The sequence below is a fragment of the Stieleria neptunia genome (assembly GCF_007754155.1).
Taxonomy (GTDB): Bacteria; Planctomycetota; Planctomycetia; order Pirellulales; family Pirellulaceae; genus Stieleria; species Stieleria neptunia.
Map to the genome: position 1 here is coordinate 3,845,754 of NZ_CP037423.1, position 22,941 is coordinate 3,868,694.

Annotated in this window: 3 protein-coding genes; 2 read left to right on the plus strand and 1 reads right to left on the minus strand. The window is 58.0% G+C overall.

Going from position 1 to position 22,941, the window contains the following annotated elements:
- Positions 1-129: 129 nt before the first annotated feature.
- The gene (locus Enr13x_RS13445) at positions 130-19,755 is read right to left on the minus strand and encodes a right-handed parallel beta-helix repeat-containing protein (RefSeq protein ID WP_197456009.1); all 19,626 of its coding nucleotides are present in this window, start codon (positions 19,753-19,755) and stop codon (positions 130-132) included.
- 911 nt (positions 19,756-20,666) lie between these two features.
- Here Enr13x_RS13445 and Enr13x_RS13450 point away from each other — a divergent pair.
- Positions 20,667-21,881 (plus strand): peptidylprolyl isomerase, encoded by a 1,215-nt coding sequence (locus Enr13x_RS13450; protein ID WP_231744261.1) that lies wholly within the window; start codon positions 20,667-20,669, stop codon positions 21,879-21,881.
- Positions 21,882-22,067: 186 nt separating this feature from the next.
- A complete protein-coding gene (locus tag Enr13x_RS13455; RefSeq protein WP_231744262.1) occupies positions 22,068-22,709 on the plus strand; it encodes a hypothetical protein in 642 nt (213 codons plus the stop codon).
- Positions 22,710-22,941 lie beyond the last annotated feature (232 nt).

The window sequence follows — 22,941 nt, forward strand, 5'->3', positions numbered from 1 at the left end:
TAGCACCGTCGGAAGAATAAGTGGGATAGGCTTCCAGCCTGTCATGGCGAAAACAACAGGCTGGAAGCCTATCCCACAATCAATCCCCGCCACTTATTCTTCCGACGGTCCTAAGTGGCATTGGGAACGCTACTCCGACAACCGCTTTAAGAATCGTCTCCCGAACTGTCCGTAGTCTCGGCCGTCGACGTCTCCGTCGCCGTCGAAGTCGAGGGCGGGGTTGAATCCGGGGATGCCGGCTGCTTTCAAGAACGAAAGTCCGAAGCGTCCGTAATCCTGGCCGTCGACGTCACGGTCGCCGTCGGTATCGCCGAACAGTCGGAAGAAACGGTCGACGTAATCGGCTCGCATCTGTGTTCCTCCGGTAGTCACGTGCTGGTGATTCACCCGCAACCGATAATTGCCATCGGCAAGTGATCCGCTGATCTCCGAGTTCCCCGCAAACGTCAAAGTCGCCACTGTTTTTCCGTTGACGATCTCGGTGGTGAACGCCGGTGTGAACAGCCCGCCTCCGATCCTTCCGATTTCAAAGGTCGCGGGGTCAAGCACGACGTCCGAATCAAAATTCACCGTGATCGTACGCACCACACTGCGTTGCGCCGTGCCGCCGTCAATCTTGATCGCTTCGGTTTCTGGAACGTTGCCTAGATTGATCGTGATCGTTGCAGAGTCCTTGGCGCCATGGCCGTCGACGACTTCAACCAACAAGCTGTAGGTCTTGGTCGATTCGTAATCAAGCGCCGCACCATTGAAGACCGTGATCACACCGTCATGATCGATCGCAAATTTGCCCAGTCCCGTGCCGCCGACGATGGAAAACGTTTGGCTGTCGACGTTGGGTGCCAACCGGTCGGGATCGGTATTGATTACCTGGCCGACAACCGTGCCATTGTCCGCCATCTCCAACACGCCCACTACACCGTTGACAATCGAAGGGGCCGCGTTTGTGGATGACAACCGAATCATGCGGGTCAATGAGCTGGGAATCAAACCCTCGTCAACAAGCGTCACCGAGATCGTTCGATCGAGCGGCGTGAGACTTGATGCGACATTGGTATACGTGTGCGAAATCGAGAAGTCTCGATTTCCCACCGCAAGCACGACTTGCTCGACGGCGCTGCCGTCCCCCCAGTCGATCGACAAGGAGTGGGTATCGGCGACACCGGCGTCCAGCAACTGGCCGGTCAGCATGAAGGCCTGGTCTTCGTGGACGTCGGTCGGCACGGTCAAGTTCGAAAGAGTCGGCGAAACATTGTTCACTGCAATCCCATGCGGATTGCTTGCTTGGCTTGAACGACCGAGATTGTTCACCAACGTCGCCGACACGGTGAATCGTCCCGAGGGTGCCGAAACACTGTCTTGGGCATACACGTGGTCGAATTGGAAAGAGGTTTGGCCGGCGGTCATGTCGTACGTCACAACTGGCGTTCCATCGCCCCAGTCGACTTGCACCGAGTGTGACGTCGCGGAACTGTAGTCGGTGATTTCCCCCGAGAGTCGAGCGGCACTGCCTTCGTTGACGGTCGGCGACAACGAAAGCGAAGCAAACTCCGGCAGGAAAAAGACATCGAATTGGCGGACGTACGTGCCCCCCGCCGTGCCGTTATTGTCCCCGTCCATCAGCAACCCCGCCGTGTCGCGGACGCCGCCGGTTAGATCACTTTGAATGGCGAATTGATAGTTGCCTTCGGGTAGATGCCCCTGCACCACGAATTGCTCGCCACCTTCGGGAGGCGGGCCTTGTGCTCCTTGGGAAAACAAGACGTGTAAGTCGACGAATGAGTCGCCGAGAGCGAACTTGGGAACCAGCTGGTAAACCAGGTCATCGCCGTCACCGAATGTTCCGTTGGGGCCCGCCTCGCGTAATTCATAGGCGGCAAACGAACCGGCGTCAAAGTAGTTGACCTCTTCGCTGAACAGGATGCGAATCGATTCGATCAGTGTGGAGATCGATTGCTGTTTCGAGATCCCATCGGGGAATGTCGTCGAGACGACGGGGGCAACCACGTCATCACTTGATCCACGAAATTCCAACGCGCCGAGATCCACTTGCCCCGGCAAAAGCTCGAAATCGATCGATTGATTGGCGGCAAACGATTGCGTCCCATGAGTTGCCGCGGTGTACGCCCGATCCAACTCTTGGTTGGCGTATCCGGCGACCGGTGATGTCGTCACATCACTTCCATAATGAAATGAAAACTCGCCGTTCGCATACAGCGTCACGGAAAAATCAATGTCAGTGCCGTCTGTGACGTGCGTCGCATCCCAGCGAATCGTCACTTGATCGGGAATCGATTCATCGATGAAGAGATCGTCGTCGGCACCATCGGTTCGAAGGTTGTCCCAGAACGCCGTGATTTGTGATGCATCGGCAAATCGCTCCAGGGCGGTTTCGTCCCAATAAATACCGCCGTTTCCATCGAATTGAATCAACCCGCCGCTCGAAATCGTCACCGTGCTAGAGGACTTTTCGAAATAGGGGAAGACAAAGGGCAGCGTGTATTGCCAGGCGTAGTCGGAAAAGCTGCCATTCCAACCCATTGCGGTGCCCGATACCACAAAGGGGGCTGTGATGGGAGCAAGTTCAACGTATTCGGGCGAACCCGAGTCGGGTGTGGCCAGATCATTTCGACGCGCCGAACCGACGGCATCCGTCAACAACGCTTGCCAGCTATATCCGCTGTCGATTGCCGGCGAATTCTTGGCGAGAGCCCAGTTGTCGTCGCGCGAATAGTCGACTCCGTTGACATATCCAAGCAGATTGTCAATCCCGTCGACGTCCAAGAACAACGGATCCGCCGCTCGGGAATGCACCGCATCGCCCGTCGCATTTCGCCAAGCCGCCAAGTCCACGTGCGTAGTACCGGCGAAGATTCCGAACGAAACCGATGATCCGGCTCCCAGTTGCACAAGGTTGTAGTCGGTGCGGAATCCTGTTATCGCATCGCCGGCGGCGTTGATCGCGGCGCCGTTTTCGACCCAAACAATATTGTTGAAAAGCCGCACTTCACTGGAAGCTTCAATCGTGACCGCATCGCCGACCGGTTGGTAAAGCGTGTTGCCGACGATCCGTGCGTCCGAGTAGCCGTCGCGCAAGTAGATCGCCGAGTTGGTGTTCGCATAAACCAGGTTGTTGGCGATGTTGGCGTTGTTTTGTCCCTCGATCCGAATCCCTTCACTGTTGGAATAGATTCGGTTGCCGCTGATTGATGCGTCGTAGGCGTAATAGCCCAGGATGCCGATCCGATTGTCGTAGACTCGATTGGATTCGACTGCGGCGGAGTCGTGAGTTTGGATGCCGACGTCGTTGCCGTGCACGCGATTGCCGCCGGCCAACGCCGCCGAATCGACGTAAATGCCGATCCCGCTGGTTTGCCCATAAACTTCGTTATCCGTTGCCGCGGTGTCGCCGCCGTACACGTAGATGCCCCACTGGGCGTTGGAATGGATTACGTTGTCGGTGATCGTCCGAATCGGATTGCTTCCGACGTAGCCCGCCTGGATGCCGTACCGGTTGGCGTAGACGGCGTTGCCCGAGACGGTGACAAGATTCCCTTCGACCTGGACGCCATGGTCGACGTTGTCATGGATCGCGTTGCCGTCGATCAAGGTGTCCGTGTTGCCACTCTGGATCCTGATGCCATGGCGTTCGTTGCCGAAGATGTCGTTGTCGGAAATGACCGTGTGGGTGTTGGCCGCGTCAACGCCCAGGTTGATTCCACTGGATGCACCGGTGATCGACAGATTCGAAATCGTGACCGAATCGGTGCCGACCAGATCGAACACATAGCTTCCGTCGACGGTGTTGCCGCGGTTGAGGATCGCGGGATTGTCGACGTCGGTCGGGCCGACGATGCGAACTCCGGAATCTCCGGTGCCGATCACGATGTTGGTGAACAGGTCATAGGTCCCGGTATCGACGTAGATCGTGTCGCCGGGTTCCAAGTCATAGACCCGCAAGAGCGCGGCGATCGAAGCCATCGGCGCGTCGGGGGATCGACCGCTGGCGGCATTGTCACCCGCAACGGTGGTGTAGTGGTTGTCGGTCAGGTCGGCGTCGCCGGGGATGTTGACGTAGAACTGATTGCCGGCCGGCGTGATCATGAAACTGCCTGCCGAACGTCCGCTGACGCTGCCACTGCGGACACGCGTCATTGCCGTCGAGTCGCTGGTGATAAAGCTTGTTGGAATCGTCCAGTCGTAGCGACCGCGACCGAGCGAATCGATCGGCACTCCATTGACGATCTCCGTCCACGTCGCGCCGTTGTCTTTGGAGATGTCGATCGCGGCGGTCGGGTTGGCGGTTCCATCTGCGTTGGGCTGCAAGACTTCGATCCCAGCCAAGCCTTCGGCATACCAACCGTTCAAACTAATCATTTGGATCGACAGCCCTTCATCGCCGACCACCGTGACCGAAAACTCTTTCACAAGGCCGATCGCCGCGCCGCCCGCTTGGGCCGCCAAGTCCACACCCGCCTCGGCGACTTGTCCCTGAAGAAAGAGGTCAAAGTTCGAGTCCGGTGTCGAAACGAAGTGCAATCGCAACGTGTAGCTGCCGCCGGGAAGCGGGATCGCATAGCTCAGCGGTTCGGCTGAACTGGGGCTTTGTGAATAGCTTTGATAGACCTCGCTGGGAGCAGGATGGGTGACGAGGGTCAGATCGACCGGCTGATCGATGGTCGTCTGATTGCCGCCCACCTGGTATCCGTTTTCGCTCCAACCGTCCAACGCGGTTCCACCGGCGTTGATCAACAGGGCGGCCCGGTTGGCGGTCAGGCCGCCGGTCCGAAAACGAATCGTTTCTGTGTCGCCGGCGGTCCATTTCTCCAGTCCGACCGGCGACAACACTTGAACGGTTTGGGCGTTGCTGGTGGTCGCCTCGGCGGTGTTGCCGTAGGCGCCCAGGTTGATCCGATCGCCGCTGGGCAGTGGTTCTCGGAAGGAGGGCGAGACTGGATTGCCACGATCGATCGCCGGCGAATTGCTGCGCAGATGAAAATCATCATCATTGCCGCGATCCCCGACGATTTCATCCAACCGCATCGCATCGGCGTAGGGGAACTGGTTTCCGCCGACACCCGACAGCAGTGTGATTTGCATCGAGTTGCTGGTGGCGACAAAACTGCCGAACGATTCCCACGCTTGACCGTCGGCGACAAAGTCATCGGGAACATGGTTGTACTGATTCGTGTTGATCACGCCGATCACACGACCGGCATCGCTGATTCGATATTGCGCTTCGGCGTAGTCGTTTTGCAGCCAAGTTGCCGCCACACGATAGGTCGCACCTGGGGTCAGGTTGGCGAAAGTCCAGGTCGCCGTGCCGTTGTCTGCGAGATCGCCTTGGCGGTAATCATCGGCGAATCCGCCTGGATTCCCGCCGGCGGTGGTCGACGTCGTCCAGGTCCCAGTGGTGCTGAATCCGGCGTCACCGTCGTCGACGATTCTTGTGGAGAGCACCTCGCGTCTGAACCCGAGCAGGTCATCGGTACCGTCGATGTCCAGCAACATCGGGTCGCCGACGAGTCCGTTGGGGTCGAAGCCGAGTTCAAATTTCCATGCGACCAAATCATCCAATTCCCGTCCGTCCCAACGTCCTACGATTCCAGCAGCGGGTGTGTGGAAGAGGTTGAAATCGCTGCCAAAACCAACCTGTGCGTCGCCGGCAACCGTGATCGCGACACCGTCTTCGACCCACAGGATGTTGTTGGAAAGTTGGACATTGCTAGAGTACTCGATCGTCACCGCATCGCCGACCGCTTGGTAGAGTGTGTTGCCGATGATCCCTGCGTTCAAGTAGCCGTCGCGCAAGTAGATCGCTGAGTTCGTGTTCGCATAGACCAAGTTGTTGGCGATGGTGACGTTGTTTTGTCCCTCGATCCGAATCCCTTCGCTGTTGGAATAAATTCGGTTGCCCGTGAGGTTAGCATCGTAGGCGTAGTCGCCTCGAATACCGACGCGGTTGTCGTAGACCTGGTTCGAATCGACCGTGGTATAAGCGTGCGTCTGAATCCCGACGTCGTTTCCGTGCACGAGGTTACCGCTGGCCGATGCATTCGCGTCGACGTAGATCCCGACGCCCGCGGTGTGACCGTAGACCTCGTTATCGATCGCCAGGGTGCCGGCATGGTAGAGGTAGATGCCGCGGTAGGTATTGGAGTGAACCAGGTTGCCGGTGATCGTCCGCAGCGGTTCGTTTCCGACGTAGCCCGCCTGGATGCCGTACGCGTTGGCGTAGACGCTGTTGCCCGAGACGGTGGTTCGATCGCCGTCGATCCAGACCCCGTAAGTGACGTTGTCGTGGATCTTGTTGTTTTCGATCAAGGTGTTGGTATTGCCAGGCCGGACGCTGATCCCGTCATTCTGGTTGCCGAACAGATCGTTGCCGGAGATCGTCGTGTCCGTGTTGCCGGCATCTGGTCCCAAGTTGATTCCGCTGTAGGCACCGGTGATCGACAGATTCGAAATCGTGACCGAATCGGTGCCGACCAAGTCGAAGACATAGCTTCCGTCGACGGTGTTGCCGCGGTTGAGGATCGCGGGATTGTCGACGTCGGTCGGGCCGACGATGCGAACTCCGGAGTCTTCCGCGTCAATCACGATGTTGGATTCGACCGTGTAGGTTCCCGAATCGACATAGATGACGTCACCGGGTTCGAGGTCATAGGCGAACAAGATCTCGCGTATCGATGACTTTGGCGCATCCGGTGACGTACCACTGGCCGAAGGATTTCCAGCTGCGGTGGTGTATTGGTTGTCGCTCAGGTCGGTATCGTCGGCGATGTTGACGTAGTAGGCATTGATCTGGCCCGTGATCTTGATGGGGCTGGGGGATGTACCGATCAATCCGCTTGCGGCTTGGACTTGAACGTAATAACGACCGGGTACAATCGAACCATCGACGGTGTAGAAAAACTGTCCGTCATTGGTCGTGTCGTCGGCGAGAAGAATTGCGTCTCCGCCGCCTTCGGGAATCAGGCTGACATCAACCGTCCCGGCAACGTCATTCGTCCGCCAATGGACTTGGAACGATTGACCCGCGGGCCATTCCGCCGCAGCGGCGGGTCGAGTAACGAGCATGAACAGCGCCGGACTTTTCGAGGCCGCTGTGGTGCCGCCGTACGCGCCCAGATTGATGTAACCGCCGTGTTCGTTCGGCTCGTCGCCCACCGAGACGGATTCGTCACCGCGGTCGATGCCGACGGATTGAACGGCGTCAACGGTCCAGGTGCCAACCGCGAAGACGGGTAAACCGGTTGACGGATCGAGTATTGGAGCGGAACTCTGGCCGTGCAGGCTTCCGTACAGACTCTGCAAATGAAAATCGTCATCGAATCCTCGCGAAAGCCCGTTTGATCCGATGATCCCATCCGGTCCAGACGGATCGACGAAGCTTGGGGCACCTACAAGGCTGGAAGTGTCGGAAACGCTTGCGAGTTGCCATGCGTTGAGCGTGGCCCGCGGCGAGCCGGCCCACACTCCCAAGTTTCCGTTACCGGTAACGGAGAACAGGTTGTAATCGGATCGATGAGTGAGCTGGCTGGATGCATCCAGTCGAAAGGCGGTGCCATCACCAACGACAAAAATGTTGTTTGAAATCGCCGGACCGCCACCGTGGGTGATCTCGAGTGCCGTGGCGTCGCCAAACAGGACCACGGTGTTGTTTTTGATTTCCGTGGATGCCGCGGGATGGGTCAGCCCGATCGCGACATCGGTGATGTCGTAGATCAGGTTGTTGTAAATGTTGGAAACCGGATCGCTTGTCGTGATTCCGTCGTCGTTCGAATAGATGACATTCTCGCGGATCGATTCGTTGGAATAGCCGGTTACGCCGTGACGGTTGGCGAAAACACGATTGCCGATGACAGATCCCCAGGAATCGATCCCGACCAGGTTTCCATACGAAACGTTGTGCCGGATGATGCCGTCGGAATTGCTTCGGATGCCGGCTCCAGACGCGTTCCCGTAGGCGAGATTGCCGGCGATCAAAAACGTTCCACTGGCATAGAGACCGTCATTGCCGTTTTCGTAAAACTTGTTCCCCAAGCCGAGCGATAGGTCGTCGTCCCCGATCGTGGCCCCTGCGGCCAGACCGCTGAGCTGCATGCCGTAGGTTGCATTGCGATACGCCGAACTGGAGGTGACCGTGACATCGCCGGCTTGATTCAACCATAATCCGTTGCCTGCATTGTTGTGGAATTGTGACGCATCAACGTGATCGACGGCGCCGATGATTTGTACTCCGTCGCTACCATTTCCCCAAGCTTGGATCGACAACAGATCGACCACCGAGCCCTTGGAGAAAATTCCGTACCGGCCGTTTTCCGAGGCCGTGATTTCGGAAAGTTTCAGCGAGGACCCGTTACCCAGATAGATCCCGTCCAGTGCATTGCCGCTGACGTCGAGACGCTCGGCGGTTAGAGCTGTCGTCCCATCGGTCGCGTAGAGTCCATACTCCGCGCCGCTCAATTGCAGGTCGGAGATCGTGACGAAGTCGGCATCGACAAGTTTCACCAACGGCGCGATGGTGGTCGGACCGGCATGCCGAAGCGACGTCGTGCCCGATTGTGCGCCACGCAGGACGAACCCTTCATCGTCTCCCACGCCCGGAACATTAGAAAGAGTCACCGGATGGAAGATTCGATAGTCGCCGTTGTCTGAAAAAACACGGTCGCCGGCAGACAGCGTGTAGGTTCGCAGCACGGAGTCGATGGAGGGCTTGGGCGCCGACGCCAACCGACCGGTGTTGCGGTGACTGCCCGGGGCGGAGGTGTATTCGTCGTTGATCGTCGATGCATCATTGACGAAAAAGCTGGATGAGTTTTCCGGCACGCTGAACGATTCAAAACTGCGATCGAAAACGACTCGGTCGTTGACCAGCGAAAGCTGCAGACGCAGACCATGTGTCCCGTAATCGATACCGCTGGAAATCGGCGTCCAGGAAAACCTGCCGTCATTTGCGGTTGCCGAGGTGATGGTGGTGACAAACGCGGGGCCGTCGGCGGTATCTTGCCACAGCTCGATCCGAATCGGTTCATTGGCCGGCACGTCATGCGTGTCCCAGCGAATGGTTTTCGGAACGTCGCGTTCCCAGTCGATGTACAGGTCAGGCGCTCGCAAGTACAGACGCGGGCCTGAGGCGGTATTCATGTCTGATGGCAAGCCCGCGATCGATCCCAAGTCCGGCGCGTCGTTGTCGTCGACGATCGCCAGATACGCGTCGTCGATGAATTCATGGGTTCCTGCCGAACCGGCTCCGTCAGAAACCACTCGGTATTCGATCGAACGCGTCCCGACGGGGACAGCGATTCTTTCACCGACCAAGTACCAGCGATCGGTTGATGCGGCAGTTTCGATCGGCACACTCTTTAAGACGGAGTTGGATGCCGAGCGGAAAGTGATCTCCAGCCGCAGTGTCGATGGTAAGTTGTCGCTGCCATCGACCCGAACACGGATCGATGCGATGGCGTCCAACAGTCCGGCGTCAATGTTTGCCAAGTCAACGCCCGCTGCAGCCAGGCCTTTCACCTGAGAAAGGGTGCCGGAGACTGCCGTATTGATCCGCAACGACTGAAGGCCTTGGTAGAAGGCCGTTGAGGCGAATGAACTGACCAGCGTTGGTGAAGCCGTCCAGCCACCCAGACCGCCATCGAACACGGGGTTCGAGATCAGGTTGGACGCGGTCGTCAAATCGACTCGCGTTAACGGGTCGCCTCCGTCAGTCGCAGGTCCCGTTCTGCGCTGATTCGCCGCCGCATGGATCAGTCGATTCGCGGAAGTGGATTCCAAAGAGTAGATGGGCTCGACGCCGACGGGCGAGACGACAGTCGTCCCAAAAGAGTTCAAATCAAACGCACGAAGGTCACTTTGCCAATCGAGAATGTCGTCAAAATTCGTCAACGAGTAACGAACCAAATGACCACCGCCGTCGGCGTGCAGCAGGTTGTGGTCGGAAAAGAAGCCGGATTCGCTGTCCGGCAACACCACCACGTTGGTTCCGCCGGTGGTCGACATGATGTTGCCGCGAAGTTCCGTTTCACTTGCATTGTTGTGGACATGAACGTTGATGCCCGAGGTCTCGGAGAACGTGTTGTTAAGAACCCGCGTGCTGATTGTTCCGTCGACATCAACAGAAATGTCGTTGTTCCTGAATTCATTGTGCGTGATCGTTTGCATCGTCGAGGATGCAACTCCGATCTGATTTTCAGCGATGACATTAAATTCAACACGGCCCGAAGCCGAAACGCCCGTCTGGTTCTTGTAGATTTGATTCGGATGCAGGGAATCGTCTCCGCCGACGCGTCCGACGCCGGAGACTCCGAGCCCGTTGTTGAAAATCTGTTGCCCCGCAACGATGGATCCGGGCACGTTGAGATGGACGCCGGTCGTGTTGCCAAAAATCTGGTTGCTTGCAAGGGATCCGGTAGCGCCGAAGCCGCCGACCGAATCAGCCCAATCGACGACCACGCCGGTGAGATTGGATTCGATCCGATTGTTTCGTAACTCCGCCGGGGCGGCGTAGTGCAGCCCGATCGCTGAACCGTGCAGCCGATTGTTTTCGATGACGCCGTTCCAAGCGGCCTGCAAATCGAGGGTTCCTGAAATCGAGTTGTTGATCATCCTGCCCGAGGTCTCGCCGGAAACCAAGATTCCGTTTGCGGACACGGCATTGGCAACGATCGTGATCGCGGTCGCCGTACCGGTGAGACTTAGTCCGTGATTGAATTGGTTGTGAGCCAGAGTCACGTGGGACGTTGCTTCGGAAAGCGTCACGGCGGAGTCGAACGCGTTTCGAATAAAACTCACATTGCTGCCGCCAAGGACCGCAGTCGTTTGAACGTTAACCGAGGAATCGCGTAGCGTGAAGTCCGTCGCATTTTCGATGGTCAGCAATCCATGGATCGTGACGTTCTGCAGCGTCACTTTGTCGGCGCCGTTGAGATGGACGATTCCGTTGATCGCCACGCCCGTTTCGCCCAGGATGTGCACGCCGGAATCCGCGGCGTCGACGGTGAAACCGACCGGTTGATCGGCGACGATCACAATCCGGTCAACGGGGTTGAGGTCGATCGATGACAAAATGTTTGCGACTGTGTTCGTCGCGTCGGCGAAGTAAGTATTCGCCGCTACTTCGCCTTGGGCGACCATTCCGATCCAACCGGTCCCTGCTTGTTCGCTCGACCACGTTAGCCAAAGCTGGCCAGTGGAATCCACCGCCGTTTCGATGGCTCGAATCGTGTCCTGTTTGCGAACGACGCCGGCCCCGCTCGAGTCACCGCGGATGGATTCTTGGAACTGATTCCCAACCCATTTGCGAACGAACACTTTGCCGGGATCATTGGCGTCGGTTTGATCGATCCAACTGAGATAGAGTTGGCCGACATCGGACGATAACACCGGCTGACGGGCGGACCCGAACGACTGGCGACTCGGTCCCGACACACCGCGACCGATCGCGGAGCCGGTTCCCGCGAATTCCCAACCGGTTCCGTTCCAACGGCGGGCATAGACCTCGGAACCAAATTCATCGGCGGCAAGCGAATCCGTCCACGCCGCAAAGAGTTCGCCTTGATGGTAGGCGACGCTCACCTGAGATGCCGATTCAAACGCATTGCTGATGCCTGTCACGGCGGATGTTGACAGATTGGTCCAATTGACTCCGCCGAATTCTTTGACGTGAACGTTCAAGACCGCCCCGTCGGATTGAGTGAATCCGATCGCGAGTTTGGCGTCGTCGACATCCACCGAGTAATCGATCACATCGCGGGTCAAGCAAACTCCGAAGCCGTTGGACGACCCGTCCAAACCGATCCACTCGTCCGTGGTTGGGTCGAATCGAAACGCGGACAGATCGCGTGTTCCCGTGGTTTGGTCGATCCAAAACAACACGATGCCCGAGGCTGCTGCCACCACTTTGGGGCTACTCGCCTTGCCGCTTTGGCTGACATTGCTTGACTGTGAAGCCGCGCCAAATGAATCCCATTTTTGATCGATTGGATTCCAGATGACGGCATGAACATCGGATTGCGTCCCCGCCTGCTCCATCCACACCACGACGGGACGACCGCTGGAATCGATGGTGATCGATGGTTGACGAGAGGACGTTTCGCTCTTCGACAGGCCTCCGTATCCGGCGGACTGATCCAGCTGAGTCCATCCATTGATGGCGTCATGGCGAGCGACGTAGATTTCTGAATTCCCCGATCGATCGTCCGCCCAAGCGACATAACGAATGCCTGCATCGATCGCGATTGCCGGTTCGATTGCCAACGCGACACGACCACTGATACCGTCGGGGCCGGCTGATCCATCGACGCCATTCCAGCGACCGGATTCATCATTGCCACTGGGGAGTGTGGCGGCTTGTGCATTGGGAAGTGTTTGACTTGTGACGACAGGATCGGCTGTCGCAGCGGGGGCGATAAACGCATTCGGATCGACAGCTTCACCGCCGCCGAAGTTGACGACGTTGCTCGATCCCGCGCCGGGATCGATCGCATCGTCGTCGCCTTCGCCGAACAACAGGTCATTTCCGCCGCCGCCGAACAGTTGATCGCGGCCGGGAGTGCCCATCGTGACCAACACGGCGGTGCCGACGGCGCCGATGCCAAAGTCGCCGTACAGGTAGTCGACCGCGTTGTCATCTCCGGTGCCGGCAAACGTATGACCGTAGAGGATGTCGTGGTCTGCTTCGCCGAGCAACGTGTCGCTGCCCGAACCGCCTTGGATCAAGTCGTCACCCAGGCCCCCATGGATCACGTCGTCATCGGCGCCACCGGACAACGAATCGTTGCCCGCGTATCCGTAGATCACGTCTTTTCCGGGGCCGCCGTCGGCGATATCGGCTCCGTCGTCGCTGCCGCGAATCACGTCGTTGCCGGCGCCGCCGAACAACTGGTCTCCGACCCCGCCACCGCCGACCAATTCGTCGTCCCCGTCGTCGCCGGTGATCAGGTCGGTTCCGACGCCACCGTCCAAGAAGTCATCGCCGTCACCGCCTTGCAGGCTGTCATTGCCGCCATAGCCGAATAGCTTGTCATCACCGGAGTGACCGATCAGGAGGTCGTTGCCGAACAGCGATCCGTGAAGAACGTCATTGCCGGCATCGCCGTGTCCGACATCGTTCGTCCCGGTCCCCATGGAGAGGACGTCGTCGCCCGAGCCGCCTTGGACAAAGTCGCTTCCGCCGCCGGCGCTAATGGAATCATCTCCATCGCCACCGAGGATGTGGTCTGCACCGCCGAGGCCGTTGATGGTGTCGGCTCCCGTACCGCCATCGATGAAATCACCGAAGTAGATGGAATCGGTGAAATCCGGGTCGGTCTCACTTCCTTCGTCGGATCCGGTGATGACATCATTGCCGTCATCACCTCGGAGGACATTGCCGACGCCAGAGCCGGCGATCAAGACGTCGTCGCCGGCACCGCCCTCGATGGTATCGACGCCCTTCCCACCGTCCAGAGCATCATTGCCGTCGTCGCCGAAAATCTGGTCGTTTCCCGACTCGCCGACGATCCAGTCATCTTGTTCGCCACCGGAGATGACATCGTCGCCATCACCTCCATAGAGCACGTCCTTTCCGGCGCCTCCGGTAACGGAATCGTTTCCTGATCCGGCTTCGACGACATCATCACCGTCGCCTCCCGCGATGGTGTCGGCGCCAGATCCACCGGCGATGGTATCGTTCCCTTCGTCCCCTTGGATCGTATCGTCGCCTTGATCACCGATGATCAGGTCATTGCCGGGGCCACCGTGCAGCTGGTCGTCACCGAGGCTTCCGAAGATCGAGTCGTCATGATCACCGCCAAAGACCTGGTCATTTCCACCTTGAGCGTGAAGCTCATCGCTGCCCTCGTCGCCAAAGAGTTGATCCGCTGCGTCGTCGTCGTCGATGCCTGATTCGCTGTGGCCGAAGATCAGATCGTTTCCGTCTCCGCCGTGCAACTCGTCAGCGCCGGCGTTGCCGACGACCAAATCGTTGCCGATTCCCGCGACGACCGTGTCATCGCCATTGCCGCCAGCGATCGTGTCGTTACCCTCATCGCCGTTGAGTGTGTCATCGCCGTCCTGTCCGTAAATCAGATCGTCGCCTTCTCCGCCTTCGATCGAATCGGGTCCCCCATTGCCTTGCAACCAATCATCGCCGGCGCCGCCGTGCAGCAGATCGCGGAGGTTGTCATCGTTCTGGCCCGAATCATCGTGGCCGTACAATTGGTCATCGCCGGCCAAACCGAACAGTTCGTCCGTTCCCGGTCCGCCCATCATCACGTCGGCTTCGAGGGCACCGCCGATCAAGACGTCATCCTGAGCGCCGCCTTCCAACCGTGAACCGACGGCGACAGGAGTTCCAGCGACGATAATGATCCCATCGCTGCCCAGTAGCTCGTCTTTGCCATCCCCACCGCGAAGCACATCTTGGCTGGAATTGGGGTCGGAACCGTCAGGTCCGCCGCCGGCCGACAGGTAATCGTCGCCGTCACCGCCTTCAAGAAGATCCCCACCACGCCCGCCATCGATGACGTCGCGTCCCGACCCACCGACAAGGTAGTCGTCGCCATCGCCACCTCGTAACAAATCGTAGGGTAACGAATCGGCCAAGCCTTTGAAGCGACGGAGCGTGGTGCCACTTCGTCCCGCAATCAATGTGTCGTTGCCGTCACCGCCGTAGAGTGCATCGTTACCGTCCCCGGCGGCTTCCTCGTCATTGAGAATGGCACCGACCAGCGTGTCATTGCCCGCCTCGCCGTGCAGAAAGTCGGCGCCGCGTCCGCCATAGATCCGATCGGCATCGGCGCCGCCATAGAGTACGTCGTCGCCGTCATCGCCGTGCAGAATATCGGCCCCGGTCTTTTGTCGTTCGACGTCATCGCCATAGGCAATATCATCGTCGACGCCGCCATGGATTTCGTCGTCTCCATGATCCCCGATCAATAGGTCATTTCCGATTCCGCCGTACAGCGTATCGTCGTCGTCCCCGCCGTTTAAATGATCGGATTCGTTTTCGGCGATGTAAGCGACCTGCAACGAATCGGGGCCGCCGCGTAGGGTGTCCTGTCCCGATCCGCCGGACAAAGTGTCGTTGCCGAGTCCGCCGTCCATGTCGTCATTTCCAGGCGATCCCAGCAGCAAATCATTGCCGCTTCCACCCAACATGATATTGATTTCTGAGTGGCGTGACGGGGGCACCAAGAAAAGTCCGCCGATATCGTCGCCCACCTCTTCATTGAGCGTGTCGTTTCCCGATCCACCGTCGAGCGTATCATTTCCGTAGTCTCCGAACAGGATGTCATCGTCTCCGTCACCGGCCAAGTCATCGTTGCCCGCCATTCCGAGGATGATGTCATTTCCAAAACCTCCGGAGATGTAATCGTCGTGAATGGAGCCTTGCAAATAGTCGTCGCCGTCGCCGCCCAGGATCGTGACGGGAACAGGCAGTGTGCCGTCGACCAAAATGACGTCCGAACGTGACGACCCCGTGACGACAAGACGCGTGATGGTTCCCGGATCGATGACGACCCGATTCGGAAAAATGACCGCTTGGGTTTCGCTGTCATGAACCGTCGTGGTGCTGATTTGCTGTGCGATGGTCACGTCGGTCACAAAGTCGATGCCGTCGATCACGAACTTGCTGTCCTCGTACGCGACGCGCAGGGTTGCTGCCAAGTCGTCCTCTTGCTGATACAGGTCAAAGCCGTGATTCTCGAACCAGGTCACGTACAGTGTGTTTCCCTGGACGTCGGTTGAAAAAGTTGCCTGATCGTCCGGTGCCGTCGGAGTGCTGACCCACGTCAGCCCAAAGACGTCACGCGGGTCCGGGGGCGAGGGTAACCCGAGTGGATTTTCGGGCGTCGCCGGAACCGGAGTGGGTAGTTTCGCTTGAACGTCTTTCAACAACTCCAGTTGCTTCTCGGGATGCTGCAGGTAGGACTCAAAATCGCGCAGCAGCGCCGCTCCTGGCACGCCTTTTCGAAGACTGTTGTAGATCCGGGTTGCGTTCTCGTGGCCCTCATCCGACTTGTCGTAGGTGTTGGCTTTAACCGTCTGCCCGTCTCGGTCGGCCTTGTCAACGGCGCCGTTGACGATTGCCGTGATTCGTTCTTTCTCTTTTTCCGGGTCGATCATGATGTCGGTCGGGCAGAGATGTGCATAGTTCGTTGCACCGATTGCACCGCAAAGGCGAATCGAATCAATTCGATTCTTCATGTCGTCTGACTGATCCGAAAAATTTTCGCTCGTCAGTTCACTGACACCGACACGTTTTTCGTACAGCCGCTTTGTCCCGCCGTACGTTCCGGTTTGTTTTTCGAGATTGGTGCCCTCGATAAAGACACGCCCTTGGAGCGACCAATTCAGATCCAGCGTGAGTGAGAGGTCGGCATAGTTGCCGTTGAGTTCGCCGTCGCGATACAGATCAGTGCCGCGAATTTTTCCGTCCGCGTGCGTTTGAAGATCCTGCTCGGGAATTTGTGCATCGAGACCTCCCGTTGCGACCAAAGTGACTTCGCCGGTGAGTTCGGCAAAATCGACAACACTCGCAATGCTGCCTGTGAAAACGGGCTGGGCGGCGATCGAAGCCGAAAGAAAGACGGCCGGTTCAGCATCATTTCTCAGGAAAAAGCCGTTGGTGTCCAAACCGACAAAAAGATCGACGCCGAATCGAAGCCCCGCGACCAGGTTGACCTCAACGTCACCGTTGATAAATCCCATGTACGACATGACGGTCGTTCTCGGGTAAACCTCGTAAACGAAGTCTTTCGAAGCGAAAATCTGGTAGATGTCGAGTGAGAAGAGGTTTGCGGGTTCGCCTTTCAGTAAAGCGATCACACTGGAAAGATCGCTAAAGTCATAGTTCAAATCGACGTATTCGCCATTTCCATCGGGCGGTTGATCAATCTCTGACTCGACATCACCGCTGGCGTAGGATGAGTCGCCCGAATTCAAAAACAGCTTGGCCCCTTCGCTCGCTGAAACGATATCGATGACGGTTCGATTGAAAAACGGAAGTGGCTGTGCAAGAAAGTTTCTCAACTCCTTCGGCAGAGGATTGAATTGATCGAGTTCCTGGAAGAACTTGTTGCGCAGCGCCGTCTCAAAATCGGGAAAGGTTGGATAGCTGACCAATTCGTAGCTGCCAACATTCTCGGGCCACTGGTACGTCACTTCCGCCTGCCAAGAGAAGCTGTTGGTGATGACGTCGCGGAGCACCTTGGGCAAACTGGTGCTGGGTGAATCGACGGACAGTTGCAAGTCTAAATTCAGGCTGCCATCTGTTTTGACGGATTGCTGCTGCGGATCATTCGGGTCACCGTTACGTCCGTTTTCGATTGCCAGATTGAGTTCGCGCAAATAGAACTTTTCGTTCGGGTTGGTGTCGAAATCACTCAGGGTAAACGTGGAGGATGCGTCGATCGTACCACTGGCCATCGCCGAAACGGCCAACAGATTGCCGATGTCGAGTGTGCCGATCAATGGGCTGGCAACCGGAATCGTCACCGGCAGCTGGCCGACCATTGACGCCCCCTCAAGCACATACGGGCCACGCGTCGCCTCGAGCCCAAATTGCATGCTGAATGTCAAACTCGGATCCACCGACACCTGGCCGGCTACGCCCACGGTGACCGGCGTCGGGCCGTTGCCGAAGTTCAGCGTCTGCCCCGTCGCGGTGAACGAAAGAGGAACGTCACGCATCACGGTGCGCTGCAACTGCAGCTGAATCAGATCGCCTTGGAGATAGGTTCCATTGACAATGTCCTGCGGCGACACCGCGGAAACGATCTGAAGTCCCCGTTCGGCCAAGTAGGTCTCTGCCGTTCCCCATCGATTGTTGTAGGACAACGTGTCGGTCACCAACGGCAGGATCGCGGCGCTCAAACCCGATCCGACAAGGGGAATGTCATGGACATTCCCGAGCAAGTCTTGCGCTTGGCCGGACAGCTTGTTCAAGCCGACACCGATTGCATCCGCCAGGGAATTGAGAAACGCATCGGTGTCAAATCCTGAATTTGCGGCATCCAAAACGAAACCGCTTCCGTCAGGTTGTAAATCCCAGACCCAATCTCCTGCGAATGAAAAATCGGGTGACCCTGGAATCGGATACTTGAAATCCAGGTTCACGCCGGATCCGCCGTTGACGATTAAATCCGTCGAACTGGCAAACTGGCCGGAGAGGGAATCGAGTCGAACTCGCCCGTCCGCATCCGACGTGCGGAGCAGCACTGACGGAGAAAACGAGAGCGCGGCGTTGCCCGTCACGCTACCGAGTCCCGCTGTGGCGTTCAAATTTCCGCCGACGGTCAGATTGCCAACGAGGCCGTTGCCGGGGACCAGATAAAACCCGCCGGAGTCGACGCCGAAAGAAATCGTCAATGCGATGTCGGCAGAGACGTCCAGTTGACCGGTCAAATTGACGCCGGCGAGTTCTCCGATGCCGGTTAAGGCCGAGGGTGAAAGTGTCGCCGATTTCGCGATCTCGGCGAGCGTGTACGCGCGGCTCACTCGAATGAAATCCGCCGGGGACCCACTCGCCAACGCGACGAACTCCGCGTCGGTCAATGCGTAGTCGATGGTGAACCCGGCGCCGGTCAGCGTTGTTCGTAACTGAGACATCGTTGTCGACGCGGAGGCATTGATTGCGGGGATCGCGGCGGACAATGCGTCGCCCAGTTGCAACAGATCCCCGAGATCGCTGTCGATCAACGGCAACGCGTTTGCCGGAAGGTTGAGTCGATCGGAAAACTTTTCCAGAACGTCGGACCGAACCGAGTTGAAGCCTGAGGTGATCGAACCGGCGATGCTGTTGATCGTGTGATCGGAAGCCTGTCCCATGGTCGACGGAGGCACCGATGAATTCGGTACCGGAATCGGATAGGCCGGTCCCGGTTCCGATCCATAAAGTTGCAAGAATGTGGGGACGTCGGGGTATTGCGTGTTGGGAAGCGTCAGCTGTGTGAAATCCCCATTCGAATCGACACTCATCGAATCGAACACCTCGGCAAACGCATTGAGATCAGCGACGTAGTCGAACGTCTTCGTCGAGAAATCTCCGATCTCCATCAGGTGTTTGGCGTCCGCGCGGAAAGTCGAGATCGCCGGGTTCGCATATTTCATCGCATTCATCACGTCGTGATAGTTGCGAGGAAAAAGCCCCGTCTCGGCATCCCTCAAGTGCCCCAAGCCGAGCATGTGCCCCAATTCGTGCGCGATACCGAATGCCACTTGATTGGTAAAATCAATCGGCTTCAGTTTCTCTGCTTTCTTCCAACCGTATTGGTCGGCAGAAAATCGATCGGCCAGTTCACCGGCAAAGACGTAAGCGTAGTTTTCGAGATTTTGTCCGGCTGCTGCCTGCGATGCGATACCGAATCGAAATGGCGATTGTGCAGGTTGCTGATCGCCGACATAGATGACGTAGGTGTTGTCCGTGTCGGAAGCGCGCCCCGCGGCAAGTCGCGTTTCCCCTTCCCCCGGATCGGCGGTACTGGTCACATCCGGCGTGTACATCGTCACCACGTTGACGCCCGCCTGCTTGAGCGGCAGAAGCAATCGGCTGACTCGAGCCGTGATCTTTCGCGCCGCCAGTTCGGCGTCGGCGGTACTGATTTGGCTATCGCCGTTGTAGTCCAGGAATTGATTCGTGGCAGAGACGGTTCCCGGTGAGAACACGCCGGAAAAACTTCCCGTGTTCCATTCTGCGGCAATCGAATCGGGCGTGAAGTCGAGCACGACCAAGCTGGCCAGAACGCGACGGGCTTCCAAGCTTTCAACCGATAGTCGCCGGTCGGGACGTCGTCGATTCGCGACGTTCTTTTTCCTCAGCTGCCGTGTGGCTTGAGAAACGGTTGCTTCCAAACTTGTGGCAGGGAGAGCTGCCGTTGAGGCCGATCGAATTAGCCCCAAAGCAAAAGGAGCTGGCATGCGATGGATCACATGTAAGAAGGTGACGCGTCGAATCAGCAGATGCGCTGGCGACCCTTCGCTCGTCGACTATGTTTGCGGGTTTCAAAGAGCAGCGACGGTCGAGAGCGACCGCTTCATTAGATCCCACTCTCTACATCTGTATACGGCATGGAAAAAGTTTTTCCATGCGGTTGGCCCATCGAGAGCGAAGTGGGGTAAGCTTCCAGCTTGCCGTCTCGTTTCACTCGTGAAACGCAAGCTGGAAGCTTACGCCACTTTCTTGCTAACCCTAAAACCGCCGCCGGCTCACGAAATGAACGGGCCGGTGACGCCAGCGCCGTCGGGTGTTGCGACGCTTGGTGTATCGAGCATCGGGGCGCTGCAGTGCAGCGCCCCGATGCGGACGGAATTTCGACGTGGAGCAGCTCCCGAAGACGATTGACCCAGAAACCGTCGTCAGTCGCATTGGACGCTCCGTCCCCTCAAAAAAAGGGGACAGGAAACGATTCCCGCAAAACGTTTGCCTACGTTCGAAATCCGCCTGTGTTTTGGTGTTTTCATGGGATGTTGGCCTGGTTCGGTCGCGTCAGCGGCCGTCAGGTCCAAGCCATAGAAGCCGAAATAGCCGCCGGCGGGTGGTGCTGTCAATGGCGATCTGTTTTCGAAAGTGATGGATTTTTGCGGCGGGTTGGACTGATCTTGTTTCCATGGGTTGCTGAAGCTTACAAGGCGATTGAACCCGTTCACTCCCACCACTTCGCTGCGGGCGGATGATGCCTTCGAACCAACCCCTTTCGCCACCACCATCGGCGGCCCCACGAGCGACTCGGCGACAGTCTGCGCTGCGACTGTTGGCGGTCGCCCTGTCGATCTGTGTTTCCAGCCCGTCGATCGGCACGCTGCACGGTCAAGTCCCTGCGCCGCCGGCGGATCTCGCGCCGCTGCCCGATGACCCCGCCACCATCATGGCGGTCGTCGGCCAATCCCCGATCCTGTGGGGCGACATCCAGCCGAAGGTTGACGGCCGAATCCAGCAAGTGCTCAAGGAACAAAACCTGAAATTGCCCCCGGAGCAGCTCGCCCCGGCGAGGATGAACCTAGCCCGCGGCGCGCTGACCCAAGCGATCCAAACCAAAATGATGAGCGAGTCGTTCTTGCTGGAACAAGTTGGCACCCAGGCCGCGTCCAAACGCCGCGAAGTCAGCGAGATGATGACCAGCCGGGCACGCCAGATGTTCTTTGAAAACGAGCTGGAAGGGCTGAAGGAAAAGCATGGGACCGAAGACCTGACGGAACTGGACGCGAAGCTCCGCGAGACCGGAACGTCCTTGCGGGCACGTCAGCGTGAATTCACCGACATGATGCTCGGCCACATGTACATGCGGAGCAAAATCGAAAAAGATCCGCCGGTCACGATCGCCGAAATCAACACGGCCTACCAACATGCGATCGATACCTATCGACACCCAGCCAAGGCCCGCTGGGAACAACTTTCGGTGTTGTTCGCCAACCATTCTTCACGCGAGGAGACGCGGGCATTGATCGTCGAAATGGGACGTGAGGTGTACTACAACGAAGGCTGGAAAGAGCTGGCCAGAAAAAGGAGTGAAGAGCCGTTTGCGGCCGATGGCGGCCAACACGATTGGACCTCCAAGGGTTCGCTGGCGTCCAAGCCGATTGAGGAACAAGTCTTTTCGATCCCCTTGGACAAGATGAGTGAAATCATTGAAGACGAGCAGGGGTTGCACATTATTAAGGTGCTGGAGAGGAAGGAAGCAGGCGTCACACCGCTGGCCGACGTGCAGGACGAGATTCGCGAGCAGATCAAAAAGGAAAAGATCGCGGCGTCCCAAACCGCGATGATGCAAGAGATGCGCAAGAAGGTGCCCGTCTGGTCGATCTATCCCGACGACGTGCCCGGCGCGAAACCCTTGCGACCGACCAGCATCGCAACCGGGCCGGCAGCCGATTCGGATTACCGGTGAGTACCAAAGTGGGATAGGCTTCCAGCCTGTCATCAACTTGTTCCCAGGCTCCTGCCTGGGAACACACTGTCACGGAGGCTCCCGCCTCCTGACGACAACCGGCACGTGGCGGGAGCCACGCCGACCTTGCGTTCCAAGGCGGAGCCTTGGAACGAGATCGAATCCAACCCATCCATGGCAAGCAGGATGCTGACCCCACGATTACCGAACGTCGCTGCCGTCCTGATCGTGCTGATCGCGTTGCTGGTGACTCAGGGGTGTGGACAATTGGCGTATCGATTGGATCGCCGTGCGCCCGAGCAGTTCATACCCAACCCGTTGGAACTGCCGCCGCTGGACGACCAATTCGTTTGGTCTCAGGTGGTGGACACGGTGGATGATTACTTTCGGATTTCGCGTGAGCAGCCGGTTCAAAACTCCAACAACTTCTTGTTGGACGGGCGAGTCGAAACATCGTATCGCGTCGGCGCGTCGGTGTTGGAACCGTGGCGAAAGGACAGCACGGCGGGTTTCGAAGCCCTGCAAAGCACACTGCAATCGATCCGTCGCAAGGCGACGGTCATCGTCCGGCCGCGCGGTGCGGGCTACACCGTCGAAGTGATCGTGCAGAAAGATCTCGAGGACACCGATCGGACGCAATACGCAACCGAGACGACGGCAACGCGACGTCACGACGGGACGATCGTCCGCCAGGTCGGCGGTGCGGGCGATTCCCCTCAAACCTTGGGATGGATTTCGCTCGGCCGCGACACTTCACTGGAACAGCGGATTTTGAGGGACATTTTCCAGCGGGTGACCGAACAAGACGCTCGACGTGCCCACCTATAGCTTTTCTTGGAAACTAATTTTCCGCACCGTCGCCGCCGATACCAACGCTGCTAAGCGGTCGAGTCGACACCGAGCGTTGGCTCGCGGCCGGGCCATTTGTCGCCCCACATCCGTCCACTTCCCAGTGAATTTGCCTATATGATCGGGTTCTCCTCGCAAACCGTCTCATTCGACAGATTTTGCCGACACGTCGAAGCTTACTTGTGCCGGATCGGTCAACTGGAACCGGGAC

Coding starts and splice junctions, on each gene's coding strand:
- Enr13x_RS13450 (WP_231744261.1), top strand. CDS start 20,667: ATGATGCCTTCGAACCAACCCCTTTCGCCACCACCATCGGCGGCCCCA.
- Enr13x_RS13455 (WP_231744262.1), top strand. CDS start 22,068: ATGCTGACCCCACGATTACCGAACGTCGCTGCCGTCCTGATCGTGCTG.